The sequence below is a fragment of the Arcticibacter tournemirensis genome (assembly GCF_006716645.1).
Taxonomy (GTDB): Bacteria; Bacteroidota; Bacteroidia; order Sphingobacteriales; family Sphingobacteriaceae; genus Arcticibacter; species Arcticibacter tournemirensis.
In genome coordinates this window covers 2,459,258-2,482,322 of the sequence record NZ_VFPL01000001.1, presented here as the reverse complement: position 1 = coordinate 2,482,322, position 23,065 = coordinate 2,459,258, and the positions used below count along the sequence as shown (strand labels likewise).

Genomic DNA, 23,065 nt, shown 5'->3' with positions numbered 1-23,065 from the left:
TCAAATATCATGAAGAGTTATTTTTTATCCGCTATCCGTATGACGCTTGTGCTGCTGGTGCTTCTGTGCGTCATCTATCCATTGACCGTTGCATTTATAGCCCGTTTTTCTCCGGGCAAAGGCAATGGCGAGACCGTGACAGTGAATGGTAAGGTCGTTGGATATGCTTTGGTGGGACAATCATTCACTGCTCCGCAATACTTTTGGGGCAGACCCTCCGCGGTGAGTTATAATGCCGCCGGTTCAGCCGGATCAAATAAAGGTCCTACCAATCCCGACTATCTTCAGGAAGTAAAAAACCGTATCGACACTTTAGTCAAATACCACCCTGGTTTGAAGAAAAGTGATATTCCTACCGACATGGTAACTGCTTCAGGAAGCGGCTTGGATCCAAATATATCGGTCGAGGGTGCCATGATGCAGGTTTCGCGCATAGCAAAAAACCGCAATTTAAAACCAGAACAGGTAGCGTCTTTAGTGGCCCAGGCTACTTCAGGGCCGCTCTTTGGTCTTCTGGGACCTTCCAGGGTAAACGTTCTTAAGCTGAATGTTTCACTTGACAGGCTAAACAACAACTGAATAACTACAGGCTTCTAAAACAATGAAAAAAAGTTTAATTCTTATTGCTGCTATCGGAGTAGCAAACAGCTCTTTAGCACAGCAATCTCCTTTAAAGATCTCCGGATACCTGGAAACATACTACGGTTTTGATTTCAATAAACCCTCAAATAATAACCGTCCTGGTTTCGTATATTCACACAACAGGCATAACGAAGTGAACCTCAATCTCGGTTTTATCAAGGCTACTTACGATGATGGGAGCGTCAGGGCTAATCTGGCTTTAATGACTGGAACTTACAGCAACGCTAACCTCTCTGCCGAGCCCGGGGTATTAAAAAATATCTTCGAGACTAATGCCGGTATAAAGCTGTCGCAAAAAGACAACCTCTGGCTGGATGCAGGGGTATTCTCTTCGCATATTGGTTTCGAAAGCGCAGTTTCAAAGGATTGCTGGGTATTGACCAGGAACATAGCCTCTGAGAATACGCCATACTATGAATCGGGAGCCAGGGTAACTTATGGTACACCGGATGGTAAGCTCACCGCAGCGGTCTTATACCTTAATGGCTGGCAGCGCATTAACCGGCAGGATAGCAATAGTCAGCCGGCAGGCGGTATCCAGTTCACATGGAAACCTGCGGCTGTGTTAACACTAAATTACAGTAACTACCTTGGGTCTGAAGGTGCCGACTCCATAAGGACCAGGCGATTTTACAATAATTTTTACGGAATTTTTCAGTTAAACGAAAAGCTTGGACTCATTGCAGGTTTCGATTACGGGATACAACAAAAGGAAAAAGGAAGTAACGATTACAATCATATCATTTCAGCGGTTGGTATTCTGCGTTATCAGGTGGCTGCTAAGCTTGCTATGGCGACCAGAATTGAATATTATCAGGACGGGGATGGGATGATTATTTCGACCGGCACACCCCATGGCTTTAAGACTACTGGGTATTCCTTAAATATCGACTATTCGCCAGTAACGAATGCGCTAGTCCGTCTGGAAGGCAAGGTTTATGATAGTAAAGACAAGATATTCCAAAGCGGGGATGCTGTTGTAAATCATAATGCACTGGTAACGGCAAGTATTGCGATATCATTCTAAAATTTGGAGATGGACCAGGACAGAGACAATTCCGTCAAACAGTTTCTTGATCTTATAAAAAGATCAAGAAGGGGAAAATTCAAGATCTATATAGGCATGAGTGCTGGGGTAGGTAAAACATACCGTATGTTACAGGAGGCTCATACATTGCAGAAGAATGGTATAGACATTCAGCTCGGCTATGTTGAAACGCATGGACGGGCAGATACGCACGCCCTGTTGGAGGGCCTGCCCCTAATTCCCCGCCGCAGCCTCTTTTACAAGGGAAAGTCGCTTGAAGAAATGGATGTGGCAGCTGTTTTAAGCCGTCACCCCGAGGTGGTTATTGTTGACGAGCTGGCTCATTCCAATGTAGAGGGCAGCAAGAATGCAAAGAGATGGCAGGATGTGGTGGATATTTTGGAAGCCGGCATCAACGTCATCTCTGCACTTAACATCCAGCACATTGAAAGTCTGAACGAGGAGACTGAAGAGATAACAGGTATAAAAATTACGGAACGCGTGCCCGACAGCGTTCTCGAGATAGCCGATGAGATTGTTAACATTGATCTCACGGCAGATGAGCTGATTGAACGTTTGCAGGCGGGTAAGATCTATGACCGCTCAAAGATTCAGCATGCTCTCGGCAATTTTTTCAGATCCGAAAAAATCCTGCAGCTCCGCGAGCTTGCCTTAAAAGAAGTTGCCCACCATCTCGAACGCAAAATCGACATAGAAATCCCCAAAAAGATCAAGCTCAGGCCGGAGCGCTTTCTGGCTTGTATATCAACCAATCAGGAGAAAGCAAGAAGTGTAATCAGGAAGACAGCCAGGCTGGCATCTTACTCGCGTTCGCCATGGATCGTGCTGTATGTTCAAAGCAGTAGCGAAGGTATGGATCGGATCAGGCTGGATAAACAACGATACCTGATCAATAATTTTAAGCTGGCCACAGAACTGGGGGCTGAAGTATTAAAGATTAAAAGTGATGCCATTGCAAAAACGATTACAGGAGTGGTTGAGCAAAAAGGAATCACCACGATCTGCATTGGCAGACCTCATTTTAATTTTTTCCAGATTTTATTAAAAACAGCAGTATTCAAGCAGTTGCTTCATAAATTAGCGGCGACGGATACTGACCTGGTTATACTCAGTTAAGTAAAACACGTAGCCATGAAATTAAAAGCAAAACTCAGGATAGGATTCAGCTTTCTCTTCATCATAGTGGTAGCTTTCGGAGGTATTTCCATGTACCAGATACAGCGAATCGCCGAAAGCGCCAGGGTTATACTGAAAGATAATTATGAAAGCCTCAACTACGTAGCAGAAATGCGGTCGATCCTGGATAAACAGAACCGGCAGTTGACGGATGATCTTCCAGGGTTTGAGCAAAACTTAGCGCAGGAGAGAAATAATGTCACTGAACCGGGTGAACGCGCCGCCGTAAAGGATCTGGATCGCCATTACCGGGCGTTCAAAGCAACCAGTTCCGCCGCTGACAAATCAGAGGCTGAATACCAGATGCGCCTGGCACTTCAACATATTGAAAATATGAATATGGAGGCCATTGTTCATAAGAATAATCTCGCCCAAAAGGCTGTTGACAACTCCATTACATTGCTGCAATTAGTCGGCGGCCTTACTTTCTTAATCCTGTTTTCCTTCAGCGTCAACTTCCCGGGTTTTGTTGCTAATCCGCTAAGGGAGCTTCTCGATGGGATAAGGGAGATCAGGGATGGAAATTACCAGAAGAGGCTGAACTTCAGCTCATCCGACGAATTTTCGGAACTGGGCAAAGCCTACAATGAAATGGCTAACCGCTTAAGCGACTGGGAGAACAGCAACCTTGCCACCATCCGTTCCGAGAAATTGAGGATAGAAGCCATCATTGAGCAAATGCGCGACGCAATCATCGGGGTGGATGAAAAAGGAAAGATTTTGTTTGTAAATGTTGTTGCAGAGCAGTTACTGGCGATAGACTCTGAACAGGTAGTAGGAAAACACGTTGAGCAGGTAGCAGAAAACAACGATCTGCTGGAACACATCATTCACCTGGATAAAAATGATAAAGCTCTGAAAATCTTCGCAGGAGGTAAAGAATCTTTTTTCCAGCTGGACTCCATTCAGATCAGCGTTCCTTTCATGTTTGAGGAAGTAAGTACCGAACTAAGAAAATCTGAAGTTGCGGCAGGCTCGGTATTTATCCTGAAAAATGTAACACAATACAAAGAACTCGACGCTGCCAAAACGAACATCATTGCCACAGTTTCGCATGAGTTGAAAACACCTATATCGTCTATCAAAATGAGCCTTAAATTACTGGGCGACGAACGTGTAGGAGGTCTGAACCCGGAACAAAAACAATTGCTTGATCATATTGCCGAAGATAGTAACAGGCTGCTGAAGATTACAGGCGAATTGCTTGACCTCTCGCAGATTGAATCAGGCAATATACAATTAAACCTGACGGATACTGATCCGAATGAGATTGTAAACTACGCAGTTAATGCCGTAAGATTGCAGGCCGAACAACGCGGCATCAGGCTGGAACTGGTGGCGCGAAAGAACCTGCCCTTTGTTTACGGCGATGTCGAAAAAACAGCCTGGGTACTGATAAACTTCCTCTCCAATGCACTTCGATACAGTCCGGATCGTTCAAGAATTGTCATTGAGGTATTACCATCGGGTTCCTTTATCGAATTCTCCGTGCGCGACTTTGGGAAAGGTATCGAACCTCAATACCAGCAAAAGCTTTTCGATCGCTATTTCCAGGTGCCCGCCGACGGTAAAAACAAGTCGGGATCGGGACTGGGCCTGGCTATTGCCAAAGACTTTATTGAAGCCCAGAAGGGCAACATCTTTGTCGAAAGTGAGCTCGGTATGGGTAGTAAATTTGGGTTCAGGCTTCCCGTCTCAGGCCGAAAGATATAAGTGAGTTATATTGACATTCTCTTTTTGGTGTCGGTTAAGGCCCTGAGCCCACTAAATCATCTCAGTAATGTTCTTTTTTAGCTGAAGTACCTCGCTGTAGGCGGCAGCGGCTTTATGCACATGAATATTCCAATCGTCGGCAGCATCGCCATTAGCTCCGTCTGAGATATATTTAAGGCAGAGAAAGGGGATGTTCTCTTTCTTCGCTATCAAAGCGAGCGCATAGGCCTCCATGTCCACTAAAGTATATTCGGAGGCTAGATGCGCCATCTCAAAACTGTCTCCGGTTCCGCATATGCCCGTCTTTAACCCTTCCAGTTCTAAACCATATTCTAAAACAGGCGGCAGTCCCGAGAGAGGTGTTTCATATTGAACATATCCCAACCCCCTTACATCCATATCACGCTGAACGAAGCGGCTGCAGCAGATCACTTCGCCTTTCTGAAACACCGCACTGCCTGCCGAACCAAGATTTATAATCAAGTCTGGCCTTCTCCTTTGAATCGCTTTGGTGAGCTCATAAGCGGCATTGACTTTGCCAATTCCTGTGAATAATGTATTATATCCTTCGAATGCGGATGCTGCTTCAGAAGCCAGAGCAAAAGAAAACATAACATTTTCCAGGCTGAACAAAGTTGTTTCGTTGATTTTTATCATTTGACGTAAATTTTCGCCGTTCAATGGGGACACACAGCTATGCAGAGCTGCCAAGTCTCTTCAGCACGCCCAAAATTATTTATAATTGATATTCGCTGACATATTTTCTTCAAAAAATGTAATTTTAAATCAGAATGACTACAACGCTTGAACCTAAAAAAACAGACCTCCTGATTCGAATTACTGGCCTGATCGCATTGCTCGGATTGACACCATTTGCTATAGTGAGACTGCATAATGAAAGCAAAAATTATGGTGTCTTTTTCATGGCTGCTTTCATTATAACATTGATTCCTGAATTATATATCAAATTATTTTTAAAGCCAGTATCCGCGGTACTTGAGGACAACAAAATTATTTTAAAGTATTATCATGGCGCTCTCCGGCAAATTTCTCCGGATGAAATTGATGGATACAGCACTACCGAAGAGCTCACAAATTACGGAAAGAAGCTAGGGCTATTATTATATCTGAAGAATGGCAAACACATTGATTTTACTGAAATAAACATAAAAGATGTATCTCCGTTGAGAGACTATCTCCAGGTTAAAAATGTACATTACTACGGCAATGAGAAGCTGCGACTCTGGTATTTGAGAAAATACAAATACGATGCATAATAGAGTACATCTTCGTGGGCGATTAAGAGAATCGAATAAAAGCAGCAAATTTCCTCCGCTGAAGCTGCACTTTGGCAGTAACAACATGCGTTAGGTTAATTATGCTAAATTCCATTATCTTTGCCGCTCATTTTTAGCATCCTCATTTCGTGATTAATATAAATAATATTTCAGTTTCGTTTGGCGGAACTACTCTGTTTAGTGATGTAACGTTTCCAATTAACGAGAACGATAAAATAGCTCTGATGGGTAAAAATGGGGCAGGCAAGTCTACCATTTTAAAAATAATTGCGGGCGCTGCCAAACCTACTACTGGTAGCGTTACCGCACCAAAAGATGCTGTAATTGCGTACTTGCCACAGCATTTGCTTACAGAGGACAATGTTACCGTTTTCGAAGAAGCTGCAAAAGCTTTTCATGAGGTGCACCAAATGCGGAAGGAGCTGGATGAACTGAATGAACAACTCACGATCAGAACCGACTATGAAAGCGACGAATACATGAAGTTAATTGAGCGTGTATCAGAGGTGAGCGAGAAGTTCTACTCCTTAGAAGAGGTAAATTACGATGCTGAAGTAGAAAAGGTATTAAAAGGTCTGGGCTTTCAACGCCAGGATTTCACCCGCCCAACTTCTGAATTTTCCGGTGGATGGCGCATGCGGATTGAATTAGCCAAGATTTTACTAAAGAAGCCGGATCTGATTCTGCTGGATGAGCCGACTAACCATATGGACATTGAAAGTATCCAATGGTTAGAAGATTTTCTCGTCAACTCGGCAAAGGCGGTGATGGTGATTTCGCACGACCGTACTTTTGTAGACAACATTACTAATCGTACCATTGAGGTTACGATGGGCAGGATATACGATTATAAAGCCAAGTACAGTCACTACCTCCAGCTGCGTGCAGACCGTCGTTTACACCAGCTAAAAGCCTATGAAGAACAGCAACGCTTTATTGCCGACAACCAGGAATTCATAGATCGCTTCAGGGGTACCTATTCAAAAACTCTGCAGGTGCAGTCGCGGGTTAAAATGCTCGAAAAGCTCGAAATTATAGAGATTGATGAAGTGGATACCTCAGCATTGCGACTAAAGTTCCCTCCTTCTCCCCGCTCCGGTCAATATCCTGTGATTGTGGAAGAGTTAACCAAAGCTTACGGTGATCATGTGGTGTTCGAAAAGGCTTCCATGGTGATTGAACGCGGAGAAAAAGTGGCTTTCGTTGGTAAAAACGGGGAAGGCAAGTCGACCATGATCAAGGCTATTATGAACGAGATTGATTTTGAGGGAACCTTAAAGGTTGGACACAATGCGAAGATCGGCTACTTTGCTCAGAACCAGGCAGCTCTGCTGGATGAAAGTTTAACGGTGTTTGAGACGATCGATCAGATTCCATTAAGTGACGGAACTATAAAGATCAAAGACCTATTAGGTGCTTTCATGTTTAGCGGCGACGATATCACTAAAAAAGTAAAAGTGCTTTCAGGTGGCGAAAGAACCCGCTTAGCTATGATCAAACTGTTGCTGGAACCTGTCAATGTATTGATCCTGGATGAGCCGACGAACCATTTGGATATGAAGACCAAAGACATCATCAAGGAGGCCCTGCAAGACTTCGACGGCACCTTGATTTTAGTATCGCATGACCGTGACTTCCTGGATGGACTTGCTCAAAAAGTATTTGAATTTGGCAATAAACGCGTGCGCGAGCACTTTGAGGATATTAAGGGCTTCCTGGCCTATAAAAAAATGACGAGCCTCAAGGAGATTGAACAGAATTAATAAGAATACCCGATGAGGCCATCTAAAAATGTTTAACAATATTGAATCAACAACGTCATAAAGGGTAAAGCGTAAACACTGGTACCACAGCAGCTATTGAAGTACGATTATAACTTGTATTTATTTGGGGGTTTTATAACTTAGTCGACTTATACAACACACCAAAATATGGATTTGTCCTCCCCTAAAGTTCAACTCGTCGAGTCTCACCTGTTCTCTGTTTTAACATTTGTAGCTTTATTTTCATTTACGTGTGTCGGCGACATGGCAAAAGCCCAGGATCTCAGCCGACAGGATGAAATTTTCTGGCGTACCAATGAAGATAAAAGCATCACATGGGATATAACAACTGAAAAACGATTGCCTCATGACGATAATATAGAGATGTCAGGGTCATTGGTATCTGGAATTATCCGGTATAACGTCGATAAAGCAAGACAGGTTCAAATCAGAAGGGACGTCATCTTTCCACAACTCCGTAAATACAGCAAATCCAATGAGTCGATGTACAGGGCCTACCTGCGTTCTGAGTATAACGACGACATCCTGCCGGTGATCACCATTGCTGAAAAGAAATACGAAACCGGTGTACTGGATTCTGTCCGCATCAGGGGCAAGATCGCCTTTTATTTTAAAGAAATGGACGGCATTTCAGTAATCAGATCTTTTTTTCCATCTATGGAAAAGCGATGCTTCGTAGAGAAATGGACGTTGATCAACACCGGGAAAAAGCCGCAAAGCCTCAGGATCGGAGCTACTGAACTAAAGCAGGAAGAGGTTGGCTGGCAGGGTATTTACCACAGAAAAATTGTTACCGACGCTCAAGACAAAGTAACCATCCTACCCGGTGACAAATATGAATTTGGGATCTATTTCACCGCAACACAAAATGATGAACCTCAAGCCACAGCGTCATTTGCAGAAGTGGAACACCAACGGGACTTGTTTCTTGACAGCGTTTCTAATAATCTTATATTAAAATCACCTGACAAGATCATCAACACTTTGTTTTTCTTCTCAAAGATCAGGGCGGCAGAGAGTATCTTCCGTTCGCGACTGGGCCTCGTGCACTCTCCGGGTGGCGGGAGTTACTATGTAGGCATTTGGGCAAATGACCAGGCAGAATACAGCGGGCCGTTCTTTTCTTACCTTGGCTACCAGAAAGGCGTACAGGCGGCGATGAATGCCTACCGCATCTTTCAAAGTAATATTCCCAAAGATGGAGGTAAGATATGGGCTTCCTTTGAACTGGATGTGACCTTTCCTTTTGGAGAATATGACCGGGGAGATGCCGCGATGATTGCCTACGGAGCCACTCATTTCCTATTGGCCTCCGGCGACAGAGAGAAAGCCAACGAAATCTGGCCATTGGTTAACTGGTGCCTGGAATACAGCAGGAAACGGGTTACATCCGAAGGCATTGTCGCTTCGGAAAGTGATGAACTTGAAGGCAGGTTTCCAGCCGGGTCCGCTAATTTATCAACATCTTCACTCTATTACGGTGCACTAATACAAGCGGCAAGATTAGCGAAAGCAATGGGCAAACCAGCCTCATTGGTTGCTGGCTACAATGCGAGGGCGCAGAAATTGGCTCAAGCTATTGAAAAATATTTCGGTGCGAAAATGGACGACCTTGATACATACAGATACTATAAAGAAAATGCAACATTAAGAAGCTGGATATGTATGCCCCTCGTAGTAGGATTAAACAAGCGCAAAAACGGCACTCTTGATGCTCTGTTTGACAGATTGTGGTCGGCCAATGGAGTACTTACTGAGTTAAAAAAGGAAGAAGGCCGTCCAAAAGTGTTTTGGGACAGGGGAACTCTGTATGCTTTTAGAGGAGCCTTTAAAGCAGGTGCCGCCGACAGGGCGTTGGAACGCTTGCTTTCTTATTCTGCAACCCGCCTGACAGGGTTTCGGGTGCCATACGTAGTTGAAGCCTGGCCTGAAAATGGCATGGTGCACCTATCAGCCGAAAGTGCATTGTACTGCCGCATCTTTACAGAAGGTTTATTGGGCTTGGAACCAACGAGTTTCAATACGTTATTATTGCAGCCTAATCTGCCTGCAAAATGGGATTATATTGAACTTAAAAACGTTATGGCATTTAATACCGCAATAGACGTTTATGTGAAACGTGAGGGAGATAAGCTTCGATTAAAGGTGATCCAAAAGGGTAAAGTTCTTTCTGAAAAAGTCATCGCTAACAACGCCCGGATATCCGTGGCAGTTAAGTAATATGTGACGAATATCAAGTCACGGCCAGGTGCAGGTTCTTTACATTTGCACCATGACACTTCCCGAGCTAAAAGAGTTTTTCGAAACGCATACTTTGCCAGACACTATAAAACTAAGTGAAGCCGAAACAATCATTGATGTTCCTAAATTTGTAAAAAGCCATCTTTTCATAGCGGGCGATCTGTCAAATATTTCTGCATTCAGCTCCTTTCACGCCAGACTGATAAAAGTAAAGGACATCATCTTAGAGATGGAAGCGGTTCGGCCAGAACTGGAAGTCGAAGAATGCTAATTTTTAAAAAACCGACTACTAACGACACCCCAGAGCCGATTGTAACAATAGTATCAGAATGTGTTATTAAACTCAGCAAATACTTGCTTTTTAATTATATATGTAGAAATTTGCATTAATGGCCCCACATTGTCATACATATAGCATCACTAAAATTGCGTATGCATCTATACTGCATATAGCACATGCTGTGTATGGTGGCCTCTTTCCGTCGTATGCCAATTATGCACAAAGCATAGCGATACATCATCACTTCGGTTACTCTTTTCAAACAAGCAGCAAAGACTTCATTAAGTAAGCCCCAACCTCGTTCGGTTTGGGGCCAGTCATGAAACTCCCGGTTTTTCACTGTCTTAATAAGGTTTATTATGAAAAAATTCAAATTCCAGTCGCTGCTGGGTATATGCTTTATCCTTCTTTTTTGCTTAAATGTCAGTTTAGTTCTTGCAGGCTTGATAACCAATGGTCTTTCCTTTGTTGTCGCTGCAATCATTCTTTCTGCATTGCAGATTGCTGCGTTCGGTCTTTTCAAAAGAAAACAATCGGTATTAAGAAACTATCCGTTTAAAGCAGCCCTGAAATATCTTTCGGGCAGGATACATCCCCTGCTCCTGAAGCTTTTTTCTGAAAATGACCAGCTGAAGGCTATGGTGAATTCGAAACAGTACGATCTTATTGTCAGTCGTGCAAATAACATTCCTACTAACATTGTCAGCAATACGCTGCTCCGCGCTGACGAACCCGGTTTTGAATATTTAAAAACAGACAGTCACACAAAACCGGTTAAACTAAACGCAGCACACCTGAGAGTAAAAATTGGCAATGAACAATGCACACAACCATATAGCTTAAGTATATTAAACATAGAAGCTTTAACTCAAAAGGGAGCCAGCAACTCGTCCCTGCTCGCGCTATCAGGTGCCGCGAATATTTCAGGCCTTGCCATCAATACCGGCAAGGGCGGTATCAGTTCGCACCTGCTGAGAGGCGGAGGCGACTTGATATGGCAAATAATGCACGAAGACCCGGCTTTCCGCAAAACGGACAGCTCTTTTAATGAAAAACTGTTTCAGGTGACAGCCACCAGACCCTATATCAAAATGATTGAAATGGCACTTCCTGTCCATGAGGAAAGCATTATGAAACGGCTCAGCAGAAACAGGATGCTTATCTTTTTAAACGGCTTAAGATCTTTGTCCGGCGGTAAGCCGGTTGGGATCCGGTTATTCAACCCGGGCAAAGAGATTATAGCAGCTTTATGTCAGTCAATGCTTTCTGCCGAAGTGTATCTTGATTTTATTACAATTGACAGGGCCATGCCGCTTATTGGCTCCGATGCCTCAAATATAGCCCAGGCAAACAACTCTGCTTACCTCGATACGCTGGCATTTACAGCAAAGGTTTTTGAGAATTACGATCTGCCCGTGAAGCTGCTTTTCTCTGGACCTGTGGTCACTGAATATGATATTCTGAAAGCGATCGCACTTGGCGCCAGCGCTTGCTATAGTACCATACCTCTGGCGCTGAGTGGTGACTCAGGACACCTGCTCAGTACTAAAGGTAACGATCAAAGAACACGCATTGCAAACTTCCTCAACAATACCGTAAGGAGCACTATAAAACTCATGGAGTCATGCGCTTACCGGTCGCTGGAAGACGTAAACGCCAATCACTTTTATAGAAAAGTACAGTCTTTTGAAGTAAGAAGCCTGAAGGAAATTTATATTGAAGAACATCCAACCCGGAGCCCCTATTTATTCACAGGTATGAGTTAACGGGCTTCAGAACACCTAAAACGCTTATACTATTTAAAAACATAAAAATTCATTAACATGAGAACAGAAAACTTAATGATAGTTCAAAGAGAGCTGGATTTACTAAAAAAGCACCTTAACGATTCGGTCCTTTCGGACTATAACAAGAAAAAGTTACTAGAAGAACTAAAATCTGCCGTTGTAATCAAGCCGGATGACCTGCCCTCCGACGTCGTTTGCATCGACTCTAAAGTGGAAATTGAAGAGATTCACAGCGGTCAGAAGTTCACGTTTCAAATTGTGCTGCCTGCAGAAGCGAACATGAAGCTTGGCAAAGTTTCTGTATTTGCTCCAATTGGTATTGCTCTTCTGGGCTACCGGACCGGATCAGAAGTGCAATGGGAGATGCCGAACGGCCTGAAGACTTTTAAAATTCTGCAGGTAACGCAATTGAAAGATGAATTTAAAATGGCATTAGATTAGACATTCTCAAAAATTAAATGCAACTTTGCTGCGTCAATGAAAAGAAAAGGAAAATTACTCTTTCTCAAATGCTGCCAGCTGAGTTCATTCATGCTGGCATTGCTCTTTCTTTTTATTTCCGCAGCACCGGCCTTTCATAGCCACCACAGGGTATTGAAGGCCGGACAGGTTGAAGAACAGCCGGTTTATAATACCACTGATAAATGCCAGGTGTGCGACTATTACACTCATAGGCAGGGGAAAGAATTCCACCTGCCTTTCCCCACTGCTCTTGCTGCACCAAAACCTGAGCCTGTAACATTAGCCTTTAGGGTTTACGCAGGAATTTATAAATTCACCCTTCAGGGTTTTACCAACAAGGGTCCCCCTCTCTGTTAAGCATAACCGGCCTGCCTTGAGTATTTCCACGTTCGTTTAACCGGCCGGGGGTTTATTTAACTCTTTATTTATCAGCCATTCCGGCATGTATTGATCTACCATTTTGTGGCTGATCAATCGTGCCTGCCAGGCTCAGTATACCTTGTTTCTAATGAAGAAAGCGTACTTTCTTTTTGTTTGCATTTTCTCGTTTCATCGACTCTGCGGGCAGAATTCAAAGCTCCCGGGAGTTGTTTTAGATAGCATCGGAAAGCCCGCCGCAACGACCAGAGTGTTGATGAGCGGCCATTCTGAAACTACCCGGACCGACACCGCGCTCAAACCATCGGCCCGTCTTTTAAAGGAAGTAACCGTTTACGACGATCATAGCCGCACAAGAATGAGCGAAGAATCATTGAATATTAAAACAGTAAACCAGGCTTTCATTCAGAGGAACTTAGGCGGCAGTCTCATGAAGACCCTCGAACGCCTGCCGGGTATTAGCACAATAGGCATAGGATCGGGCCAGTCAAAGCCGCTGATTCGGGGTTTAGGATTCAACCGTGTGGTAGTGCTCGATAAAGGTGTAAAACACGAAGGCCAGCAATGGGGCGCTGATCACGGCCTGGAAATAGATCAGTTCGCAGCCGGAGAAGTAGAGCTGATAAAGGGTGCAGCTTCTTTTATATACGGTTCCGACGCCATTGGAGGCGTAATAGATGTAAAGCCATCGTCAATGCCGCGAAAAAACAGCTTTGGTGGTTCTGTGAATTTGATCGCTAAAAGCAATAATAATCATTATGGCACATCAGTGAACCTTTTCGGCCGATATGAAAACTGGTTCTTTGATTCCCGCGTTACCCATCAGGATTATGCCGACTACCGCGTGCCTGCAGACACAGTGTTCATTTATGATTATGCTGTCGGCCTGTACCGAAACATGTTGCGAAATACTGCGGGCAAGGAAACGGGCTTACACTTTCATACGGGTTATATCGGAAATCGACTTCGCTCCACATTCTTCATCAGTAATATCTTCAGCAGAAGCGGATTCTTTGCGAATGCACACGGCCTTGAGCCCCGTAACGTTGATGTCAAACTTCATGACCGCTCAAGTCGCGACGTGTTGATGCCCAGCCAGGACGTAAACCATTTTAAGATTATTAATCAAACAAGATTAGATCTTAGCGGCAACAGACTTGAGCTGGAGCTTGGTTATCAGCGCAATTTCAGGCAGGAGTTTAGTCATTACGTGCCCCATGGCTACATGCCTTCAATTTATCCCCCGGAAATTCCGGTACCTCTTAATCTCGAACGGGAATTTGACAAAGCAGTTTATTCCCTGAATCTGCGCAATAACCTGCTTTTTGCTTCACATAGCATAACAGCGGGCTTCAATGCCGAATATCAGGATAACACCATCGGCGGATGGAGCTTTCTTGTGCCCTCATTTAAACAAACTACGGTGGGAGGATTTATATACGATAAACTTAAAATAAATGAGCATTTACTTTTACATGCAGCAGTCAGATACGACTATGGTAACACTCGTATGTTTCAATATGCTGATTGGTTTAAATCGGAAACGACAAAGGGCAATGTTGTTGTTTCCGAAAACCTTATCCGGGCATCCAATCTTAATCGCAACTTCAACAGCCTGGTTTGGTCAGCCGGATTGAATTATAACCAGGACAGATTTACACTAAAAGCCAATATTGGTAAAAGCTTCCGTATGCCTATCGCAAAAGAGCTGGCAGCCAACGGAGTAAACTATCATTACTTCAGCTATGAACGCGGCGATCCCAACCTCTCGCCCGAGCAATCTTATCAGGCCGACCTTAGCGTGGGATGGAACACAGAGAAATGGACGGCACTGATAAGCCCGTTCTACAATTACTTTCCTAATTACATATATCTGAATCCTTCAGCGACGTACGACTATTACTACGGAGCTGGCAATCAGGTTTTTCAGTACGCACAAAGCAGGGTCATGCGCTATGGAGCTGAAGTGCAGTTTAAATACAAAATACACAAAACGCTATACAGCGAAATTTTTGGCGAGTATCTATATGCCCGTCAGCTCTCTGGCGATAAAAAAGGGTATACCTTGCCTTTTTCCCCGCCGGCCTCCGCATTGTTAAATCTTACCTGGTCGCCTGCAGGGATAGCAATCTTTAAGGATACTTACGTCTCGGCAGACTATCGCCTCACCGGTAAACAAAACAACATTGTACCTCCCGAAAAAAAGACGCCGGGATACCAGATGGTCAATATCCGGCGGGTATGAAATTAAAGTTATACAGCCAACCAGTCATACTAAGCTTTCAGGTTCAAAACCTTCTGAATAGACGATATCTGAATCACACCAGCTTCTATCGCATTATTCAGCTTCCAGAGGCCGGCAGGAACATGATTCTCTCGGTTAAAATCCCTTTCAATCAAAAATAATGACAAACCATTTTTATAAACGTGGCCCTCCGGTCTGGGTCTGGCTAATTTAAAACTCTTACCCTTAAATTATTAATAGTACGGCCATATTTGACGGCCGGGATCTGCTTAATACTAAAACAACAACAACATGAAAATTTCTTTAAAATCGTCTATCATTCTGTTTATATCATTAATATTTATTTCGTCATGTAAGAAAGACGAAGATGAAACAACTCCGGCACCTTCCTTAAACAATCTTGAAATTGGCACAGGCAACAATAAGACTGCCTATCCGGGTAGCGACATTCACATCGAAGCAGAGATACTGGCCCCCGCAATCATTGCAAGCGTAAAACTTGAAATTCATCCCCAATCGGGCGAGGGCTGGTCATACGAACAAGAGTACACAGAGGGTTTCTCCGGATTAAAGAATGCAGAATTCCACAAGCATATTGACATCCCGGCTGAGGCTCCGCTGGGACATTACCATGTACATTTAAGTGTAACCGACGCACTTGGTCAATCAACTGAAGTTGAATCTGATCTTGAGATAAAATTTGATCCTTCATTACCCTCGGCCACTGGCCTGGAAGTGTCGCCAAATACAGCCGGTACAGACCTGCATTTGGAAGCTGTGATCAGCGCGATTAACAAGATAGCCAAAGTAGTAGTTGAGGTACACGGAGCTGAGTGGGAAAAAGAATTCGAATTTACAGATGCCGCCATGATTGGGCAAACGACCTATAATTTCCACAAGCATGTTAACATTACTGAAGCGCCGGCAGGTCACTATCACGTTCACCTAAAGATTGTAGACCAGCAGGGTAAAGAAAATGAGTTTGAAGAACATTTTGACAAAAAATAGCGGCTTGCTCCAAAAGCGGCATACAAAGTAAACTTGTTTAAAATACCGTAAGCCGATAATGGCTTACGGTTGTATATCAATATCCATTATACAACGAATAGTTGGTTATGAAAAAATTAACCTTAATGGCCTTCGCCATATTTTATGTAATGCTGCTAAGCAACTGCAGTAAGAGCTCTGAAGCAGACACTGAATATCCTGTTATCGACATTTCTTCCACGCAGGCGTTTCCAAAACAATGCAGCACCATTGAGCGGGGAAAGAAGCTCTCTTTCAAAGCCAGATTTAGTGATAACCTGGCATTAGGATCCTACAGTTTGGATATCCATCACAATTTTGATCATCATTCGCATAGCACCGAAATAAGCAACTGCGAGTTTGAAGCAGTAAAATCACCTGTCAAACCCTTCCTTTTTATAAAAGACTACTCCATTCCCGAGGGCAGACAAGTTATGAAGCAACCGCAGAAATAGAAATTCCCGCAGACGCCGACCCGGGCGACTATCACTTTATGATCAAGCTAACCGACAAGGAAGGCTGGCAGACCATTAAAGGATTGAGCATAAAGTTGCAATAGTACCAGAAATGAACGCCCGCGCCGGATACAGATAAGGAAAGACTAATCCCCTGCGAGATCAGTCTTTCCTTCCCGGTTTTGGAAACACCTGATTACTTTTTGCCCATTGCTTCCAAAGGTTCTCCATTTGTTTTACTCTCGCCTGATTTGCAGGTGCAAGATCATTAACTTCAGACTTATCCTTGTCCAGGTCATAAAGATGCCAGGTGCTATCATTACTAAGAGATACCATCTTCCAATTGCCGGAGCGAACATACCGGGCGCCGAAGTGCTCATTAAAAAGGTTTACATGGCCTCCGCTCTTCTTCCCGGTGAATGATGACACCAGGCTGATGCCCTGCGAGGGTGTTATGCTCTTACCCTTAAAAGTCGCGGGGTATTTAGCACCCGACACTTCAATGAACGTATTCATAAAATCCATAACATGGCCAACCTGACCGCTGAAACTTCCCTTCTTTGCAGTGATCCCTTTAGGCCAGAAAGCGATCATAGGAGTGTGTACTCCACCTTCATATGATTCTGCTTTCGCATACTTAAATGGTGTATTGGCTACACGTGCCCACCGCGGGCCTATCGACGCGTACGAAGTCTGCGGTCCGGGAAGAACCTGTTTTTTTGTGGCATAAACAATCGGACGACCGTCCCTTGTCATATTCGGACGGTCAAAGCCCGGACCATATGCTGCACAGTTTTCAGGACTGGCTCCATTATCCGAAAGGAAAACGATCAGCGTGTTATCCAGCTTTCCCGTTTTTCGCAGAGCGTCAATAATACGTCCGATTCCCCTATCCATCCTATCTATCATAGCAGCATGTACAGCCATAGCACGTGCATCAAACTCTTTATCCGGGTTGTTTTCCCAGCTTACTTCTCCTTTGTTGTTCGCAGGAAGCTTCGTCGTTTTCGGGTCGATAAGCCCAAGTCCGACCATCTTTTTATAACGCGCTTCCCGGATTGCGTCCCACCCCGCTTTATAAGTATCCTTATATTTCTCTATATCTTCAGGTTTCGCCTGTAGTGGCCAGTGCGGAGCATTCTCGGCTACATACATAAAGAAAGGCTTGTCTGTCTTTTGAAAGGAATTGATATAGGCTACTGCTGTATCATTGATAGCATCCGTATGATAATAATCTGGAGGGACATCTTTAATTGGAGTAGTTCCGCTAACTAAACTAAAGGGATCGAAAAAGTCAACAACGCCCCATATAGTTCCAAAAAATCTATCAAAACCACGATTTGTTGGATACTGGTCTAAAGGCGAAAAATCACCGAAGTCCTTTTGGTGATTAAGCCAGGCGAGCTGATCCTTTGGATTTTTCTGAACGATGGTATTCGAAACATGCCACTTTCCTGACATAGCAGTTTGGTAACCCGCGGACTTCAATACTTCAGCCAGCGTTACAGTATTCTCCCCAAGACGGCCAAGATATCCAGGCTCTTCTTCAGCTTCAGTCATTTTCCCAATCCCGGCCTGCTGATTGTATAAACCGGTGAGCAGCGACGCCCTTGTAGGGCAACATCTCGATGTATTGTAAAATTGGGTGTATCGAACGCCATTCTTAGCCAAAAAGTCAATATTAGGCGTATGAATCTCGCCTCCGTAACAACCGGCATCAGAAAAGCCCATATCATCAGCAAGAATTACAATAATGTTGGGAGGTGGGTCTTTTACTGCTTTCTTTACCTTTTGCTTTCTCTTAAATGCACCAAGCATTAATATACATGCAATTAAAACCGGCAGGAAGAACAATCCTCTTTTCATAGCATCACTTTTTGCCGGTAAGCTCCCTGATTGCCTTTATTTCATATTCACTAAACGCAGAGCCGTCCTTCCGGTAAATATCATGAAACCATAGTTCAGGTTCTTTTCCATCAGGTTTGGGAGTGTCCCATGCGTAAATAGTGTTTGTCTTTCCTGAAACAAACCCCCAGTTTATAGCTCCAACCTTTTCTTGTTTTAGAATAGGCATTATCGTTTGAAAAAGGCTTCCGTTCCTTCTGGCCATATATTCAGTGCATACCAGCGGGCGGTTATATTGACGCAGATCATCGATCTTCTTTTTATGAGGATCGGCATAACCATAGTGGTGATAAGTAATTATATCAGAATTTTCGAGCTGAAAAGCATTTAGATTCTTAAAATTCTCTCCATAATTCCATACTCCGGCAGTAAGAGGTTGCGACGGATTGACAGCCCGGGCCCAGGTAAATACTTCTTTTAAAAGAGGTAAGCTCCTGTCGATATAGCCATTGTTACCGGGCTCATTGTAAAGGTCCCACATCACGATGCGCTTGTCGTTTTTAAAAGTTGATAGGATGTCTTTTACATATGCCTCAAGCATCTTCAGACTATCGGGATTGTTCCTGATATCTGTCCCCGGATCGCGCAACCAGCCACTGTTATGTACGCCAACTTTTGGCTCCGGCTGTTTACCTGCCTGGTATTTATCGTTCCAGCAGTCGTCGAAAAACACAAACATTGTTTTGATATGGTGTTTTGCAGAGATGGCAAGATACTCATCCAGCCTCTTTTTAAAACCCTCTTTGTCTGAAGTCCATGCCACATGATGCAAAAATACCCGCATCGTATTAAACCCTAATCCTTCTGCCCAGCCTAGTTCTTTATCGATCGTTGCAGGGTCGAATGTAGCCTTCTGAAACATCTCAAGCTGGTTAATTGCGGTAGAAGGCTGAAAATTGCAGCCGGTCATCCAGGCCTCGCTTTTATACCATTGGTTTGCTTTAGCCTCCGGCCATCTACCCTGCCGGGCACTAACAGTCAAGCCAGAGAACAGTAAGAAGAAAATCAGAATCCGTTTCATAATTGTTTAAAATGTAAGTTCAGTAAGGAGCATTGTTGTTTACTCCTTTGTTTTTTAATTTAAGTTCCGATAATAAATCAGGTCAGCCGATTCAACCGTAAATCTTTAACGAACCGGTGGAACAAAGTAAAACAATTCCCCTCTCTTCTTCTGATCAATATATAGTAAATTTGTCTCATTTATAGCAATTTTGAGGCAAATTGCCGGCAATTAGCGTACTCTCGCCGTATAAGTGCTATCTCTGTGGATCCTCTTTTATTTCGGCCATCAGGTTTACATTCGGATCAGGAATAACGCTTGCAGGGACACTCGCAACCGGAACTTCGACGGTAGTCACCCTGTCTTTGAGAAGTACAGATCTCAGGCCCGGTTCTCCGGGGATAGAGAATTCAAAAGGCAGTTGATAAAGTTCAGGTTGTTCCTGGGTGACGCGCAGAATAAGATTTTTTGAATCTGCACGATACCGCCAGTTCAAGGTTAGTTTCGGATTCCCGGCACGGTAAAGCCATTGATTGAAAAAAGTATCAAGATCTTTACCAGCTACCTGCTCAAAGATGCGAAGGAGATCATCAGTGTCGGCATTTTTATTACGATATTTCTTGTAGTATTTCCTGGTGGCCTTCCAAAAAGCGGCATCCCCCATCTCACGGCGAAGCATATGCAGTACCCACGCAGCCTTCTCGTAACTATTTGCATTCAGAATCTGCATATAGTCAGACTGCACATGATCGATAATTGGAGTGAAGCGCTTTTTTTCGAATTTCAGCACTTTGTTTCGCTGCTGGGTCATCAGTCTCCTCAACGAGTCTGGTCCATATTTATCCTCCAGGTAAACGTTGCTCAAATACGTTGCAAAACCTTCACTCAACCATACATGCGACCAATCTTTTTCCGTTGCAGCGTCGCCGAACCACTGATGCGCTATTTCGTGTGCAACAAGGCTCTCAACGCCCGGATAAGCAGGCGACTCCTCGAAATAGAAAATTGCTCCTGCATTCTCCATCCCTCCAAACCTGGTTTTCGACTGAACATTGGCAAGCTTTTTATATGAAAAAGGACCTATTTTGCGAATGAAAAAAGTTAGTATAAAGGGCGCCGTATCATAGGCCGTTACATTCTTCTCCCCCTCGAACAGCCAGCTGCTCACTGGTATACCCTTTACTTTACCAGTGTTTCTAACCAGAAAAGGAGCTGCTCCGATAACCATTACTTTCGTTGGAATAGGGGTGTTTTCCTCATATCGTGTAATGGTTTCATTGTTGCCAGCTGCCCTTTCTTCTTTCCTAATGCCATTAGCTATTATGCGGTAATGCGAAGGCGCCCTCACTATAAAATCAACGGTCGCTTTATCGGATGGATGATCAATACAGGGGAACCAGTAATGAGCGCGGTTAGGCCAGTTATCTGCAAAGATAGTACGCTGGCCGAATTGATTAACGGAGATGATCAGTCCGTCTGAAGGCACGCCCGAATAAGTAATTGTATATTGTACCGACGTCCCCCTCTTCGATGATGAGTATACAATAAGTTTATCAGCAGTCTGACTAAACCTCAGCGGCTCTTTCGTTTTATTTGTAACTACACTGCTAACAAACATTCCCTTCCCTAAATGATCACGCCGGGTAAGATCAAATACCACAGAATCGGAAGCTTGCAAATGCCTCACTTCAATATCGGCAGATCCCCTGATCTCATCGGTTGTATCACTGAGGAAAATATTTAAACGGTAATGACGTACATCAACCTGACTGTAGGCCGCACCGGTTCCTAAAATAAAAACAAGCAATATACTTAGTACCGATCGGTTTAGCTTTATTCTACTGTTCATCAGCATTTAATTACGGGGAATCTCAACATAAAAGGTAGTACCTGCATTCTCTTTACTTTCGAACCAAATCCTCCCTTTGTGCCATTCTACGATCATTTTTACAATCGATAGGCCAAGTCCGACAGTCGGTTCGCCGTTCAGCCCTTTTCTCCTTGCCTCAGTAAACTTCTCAAAAAGAACGGCGTGACACTTTTCAGGAATGCCTATACCATCATCGCTGAAAGTAAACAGTACGGAATCCTTCTGATCCGTAACTGTTAATGAAATCACACCTTGCTTTTTTGTAAATTTAAGGGCATTGGTCATTAAATTATTCACCACCTGCATAAACTTACTGTCATCCAGCTCAAGAAATATGCTTTCATTGGAGCTGGAAAAATTAAATATCCTTTCTGTAGTCCATTCAGACTTTCTGTATTCATCCATTACCTCCTTTAATTTAGCCGCAATATCAACACGCTGTGTCACCAGGTCGACCTCTGCAGTTTCAAAGAATTCGCGCTGGGTCAGATCCGTAATAAGATCGGTCGACTGTTTAAGTATCTTAGTAATGATTTGAATAAAATTAGAGAGCTTAGGGTCGGTTACTTCTTTGGTAAGTGCCTGGGTCAGGGTGTTTGCTATACCAAGAGAACCTCTTAGATCGTGGGCAAGTATATTAAGAACCGAATTTTTCTTGTTTGTATATTTCTTTAGTGTGTTAATATTAACAATCTCGTCTGTAATGTCTGTGGCATTACCAATGATCGTCGTGCCCGAATCAGATTTGAGTACGAATGGCGACAAGCGAATCCATCTTTCCTCAAGCCCGGGTTCGATGCGAAATTCAATAGTCCTGTAGACAACGCCTTCCATCAAATCAACCAAACATTTTCGCAGGTATTCTCTATCGGCAGCAGAAATTTTTGAACGTACATAATCCAGCGTCAGAGCTTCGTCCTCTGCATTAAACAATTGCCTAAACGCCTGATTTACATACTTAAACCTGCCAGATGTTAAGTCAAACGCAAAATTAACATTAGGAGAATGTTCTGCTAATGACTGAAAAACCCTGTCTGTCATATACTTTATATTGATGGTTACACCACATGTTGCTGTTGGACAATAGAACCGCCGCAATGTAAATAATTGGTTTCTATTTACGGGCCATACTACCCCGCCGAATGAGGAGCCTTCTTTATCAGCAGCTAAATGGTTTCATTCACGCTACCTTTCTAAAACTCTCCTTTAGCTGGAAAGTTTCATGAGACCTGAAAAACTTAAGCAAAGACTAAATAAACCACAGATTATTTAATCACTTTAAGATCACCCGCTTCTGAGCTAATACATAACCTAAGTGCAGGCCTTCGTGAAATGGAAGAAAATTAATAGCTGTATCGATATCAGAAATATTAACACCGTAACGGGTAACCCAGGGCGTATAATTTGAAAATATACCGGCCTTATAGTCCAGCTCAAATTGGTCAAGCGTAGAGAATAATAAGCGCTTGATTTCTTCTGCCGCCGCCTGGTCTATAAAGCGTTCAGGCCTGGATCCGGGTTTGTAATCCTGAAAAAAAGATTCATCTACTGTCAAACCTGCGCCTGCACGGTTGTAGCACACGCCCTGCTGCGCAGCAACGAGGTGACCAAGGTTCCAGATGATGTTATTGTTAAAGCCCTCAGGCACTTTGTTTAATTGCTCAATATCAAGACTACCCGCTAGTTCAAGAAGGTGTAATCTCGTTTTCTTTATAATTTCAAGAGACTTTTGCATGGTGCAAATGTACAAAAGAG

At 43.7% G+C, this 23,065-nt stretch carries 19 protein-coding genes and 1 pseudogene; 14 read left to right on the top strand and 6 right to left on the bottom strand.

Annotated elements, in window-relative coordinates; all coding sequences use genetic code 11:
- Positions 1–9: 9 nt before the first annotated feature.
- From BDE36_RS10360 to BDE36_RS10345, 4 genes are read left to right on the top strand one after another with little or no spacing between them, the layout of a single operon-like run.
- Positions 10–579 (top strand): K(+)-transporting ATPase subunit C, encoded by a 570-nt coding sequence (locus tag BDE36_RS10360; protein WP_141814794.1) that lies wholly within the window; start codon positions 10–12, stop codon positions 577–579.
- Between the two features lie 22 nt (positions 580–601).
- Positions 602–1,669: a porin gene (locus BDE36_RS10355; protein ID WP_141814793.1), complete on the top strand. Its 1,068-nt coding sequence runs from the start codon at positions 602–604 to the stop codon at positions 1,667–1,669.
- Positions 1,670–1,678: 9 nt separating this feature from the next.
- Positions 1,679–2,806 (top strand): sensor protein KdpD, encoded by a 1,128-nt coding sequence (locus BDE36_RS10350; protein ID WP_141814792.1) that lies wholly within the window; start codon positions 1,679–1,681, stop codon positions 2,804–2,806.
- Between the two features lie 15 nt (positions 2,807–2,821).
- Positions 2,822–4,579 (top strand): HAMP domain-containing sensor histidine kinase, encoded by a 1,758-nt coding sequence (locus BDE36_RS10345; RefSeq protein WP_141814791.1) that lies wholly within the window; start codon positions 2,822–2,824, stop codon positions 4,577–4,579.
- Between the two features lie 51 nt (positions 4,580–4,630).
- On the opposite strand, the gene BDE36_RS10340 is transcribed toward BDE36_RS10345, so the two are convergent.
- The gene (locus BDE36_RS10340; protein WP_141814790.1) at positions 4,631–5,236 is read right to left on the bottom strand and encodes a 5'-methylthioadenosine/S-adenosylhomocysteine nucleosidase family protein; all 606 of its coding nucleotides are present in this window, start codon (positions 5,234–5,236) and stop codon (positions 4,631–4,633) included.
- 134 nt (positions 5,237–5,370) lie between these two features.
- On the opposite strand from BDE36_RS10340, the gene BDE36_RS10335 reads away from it, so the two are divergent.
- The 10 genes and pseudogenes from BDE36_RS10335 to BDE36_RS10290 all read left to right on the top strand — a co-directional run bounded on the left by BDE36_RS10335 (position 5,371) and on the right by BDE36_RS10290 (position 16,639).
- Positions 5,371–5,856: a hypothetical protein gene (locus BDE36_RS10335; protein WP_141814789.1), complete on the top strand. Its 486-nt coding sequence runs from the start codon at positions 5,371–5,373 to the stop codon at positions 5,854–5,856.
- Between the two features lie 149 nt (positions 5,857–6,005).
- Positions 6,006–7,640, top strand: a complete 1,635-nt coding sequence (locus BDE36_RS10330; protein ID WP_141814788.1) for an ABC-F family ATP-binding cassette domain-containing protein — start codon at positions 6,006–6,008, stop codon at positions 7,638–7,640.
- A gap of 168 nt (positions 7,641–7,808) precedes the next feature.
- Positions 7,809–9,881 (top strand): glucosidase family protein, encoded by a 2,073-nt coding sequence (locus tag BDE36_RS10325; RefSeq protein ID WP_235833069.1) that lies wholly within the window; start codon positions 7,809–7,811, stop codon positions 9,879–9,881.
- Between the two features lie 52 nt (positions 9,882–9,933).
- The gene (locus BDE36_RS10320; RefSeq protein WP_128769076.1) at positions 9,934–10,173 is read left to right on the top strand and encodes a DUF6965 family protein; all 240 of its coding nucleotides are present in this window, start codon (positions 9,934–9,936) and stop codon (positions 10,171–10,173) included.
- A 368-nt stretch (positions 10,174–10,541) separates the two neighbouring features.
- The gene (locus BDE36_RS10315) at positions 10,542–11,948 is read left to right on the top strand and encodes a beta/alpha barrel domain-containing protein (RefSeq protein WP_128769077.1); all 1,407 of its coding nucleotides are present in this window, start codon (positions 10,542–10,544) and stop codon (positions 11,946–11,948) included.
- A 57-nt stretch (positions 11,949–12,005) separates the two neighbouring features.
- A complete protein-coding gene (locus tag BDE36_RS10310) occupies positions 12,006–12,410 on the top strand; it encodes a GreA/GreB family elongation factor (protein WP_128769078.1) in 405 nt (134 codons plus the stop codon).
- 36 nt (positions 12,411–12,446) lie between these two features.
- A complete protein-coding gene (locus tag BDE36_RS10305) occupies positions 12,447–12,788 on the top strand; it encodes a hypothetical protein (protein ID WP_128769079.1) in 342 nt (113 codons plus the stop codon).
- Positions 12,789–12,939: 151 nt separating this feature from the next.
- The gene (locus BDE36_RS10300; protein WP_141814787.1) at positions 12,940–15,054 is read left to right on the top strand and encodes a TonB-dependent receptor; all 2,115 of its coding nucleotides are present in this window, start codon (positions 12,940–12,942) and stop codon (positions 15,052–15,054) included.
- A 291-nt stretch (positions 15,055–15,345) separates the two neighbouring features.
- Entirely contained in the window at positions 15,346–16,062 is a 717-nt protein-coding gene (locus tag BDE36_RS10295; protein ID WP_128769081.1) for a DUF4625 domain-containing protein, read from the top strand.
- 107 nt (positions 16,063–16,169) lie between these two features.
- Positions 16,170–16,639, top strand: a pseudogene (locus BDE36_RS10290) (DUF4625 domain-containing protein).
- Between the two features lie 58 nt (positions 16,640–16,697).
- Here the strand turns inward: BDE36_RS10290 and BDE36_RS10285 are convergent.
- From BDE36_RS10285 to BDE36_RS10265, 5 genes are all read right to left on the bottom strand, one after another.
- Positions 16,698–18,401: an arylsulfatase gene (locus BDE36_RS10285; protein ID WP_141814786.1), complete on the bottom strand. Its 1,704-nt coding sequence runs from the start codon at positions 18,399–18,401 to the stop codon at positions 16,698–16,700.
- Between the two features lie 4 nt (positions 18,402–18,405).
- Positions 18,406–19,461 (bottom strand): cellulase family glycosylhydrolase, encoded by a 1,056-nt coding sequence (locus BDE36_RS10280; RefSeq protein WP_128769084.1) that lies wholly within the window; start codon positions 19,459–19,461, stop codon positions 18,406–18,408.
- A gap of 235 nt (positions 19,462–19,696) precedes the next feature.
- Complete coding sequence (locus BDE36_RS10275; protein ID WP_161987593.1) at positions 19,697–21,289, bottom strand: M1 family metallopeptidase; 1,593 nt, start codon at positions 21,287–21,289, stop codon at positions 19,697–19,699.
- Positions 21,290–21,295: 6 nt separating this feature from the next.
- A complete protein-coding gene (locus BDE36_RS10270) occupies positions 21,296–22,351 on the bottom strand; it encodes a PAS domain-containing sensor histidine kinase (protein WP_141814784.1) in 1,056 nt (351 codons plus the stop codon).
- Between the two features lie 232 nt (positions 22,352–22,583).
- A complete protein-coding gene (locus BDE36_RS10265; RefSeq protein WP_128769087.1) occupies positions 22,584–23,045 on the bottom strand; it encodes a DinB family protein in 462 nt (153 codons plus the stop codon).
- Between the last annotated feature and the right edge of the window lie 20 nt (positions 23,046–23,065).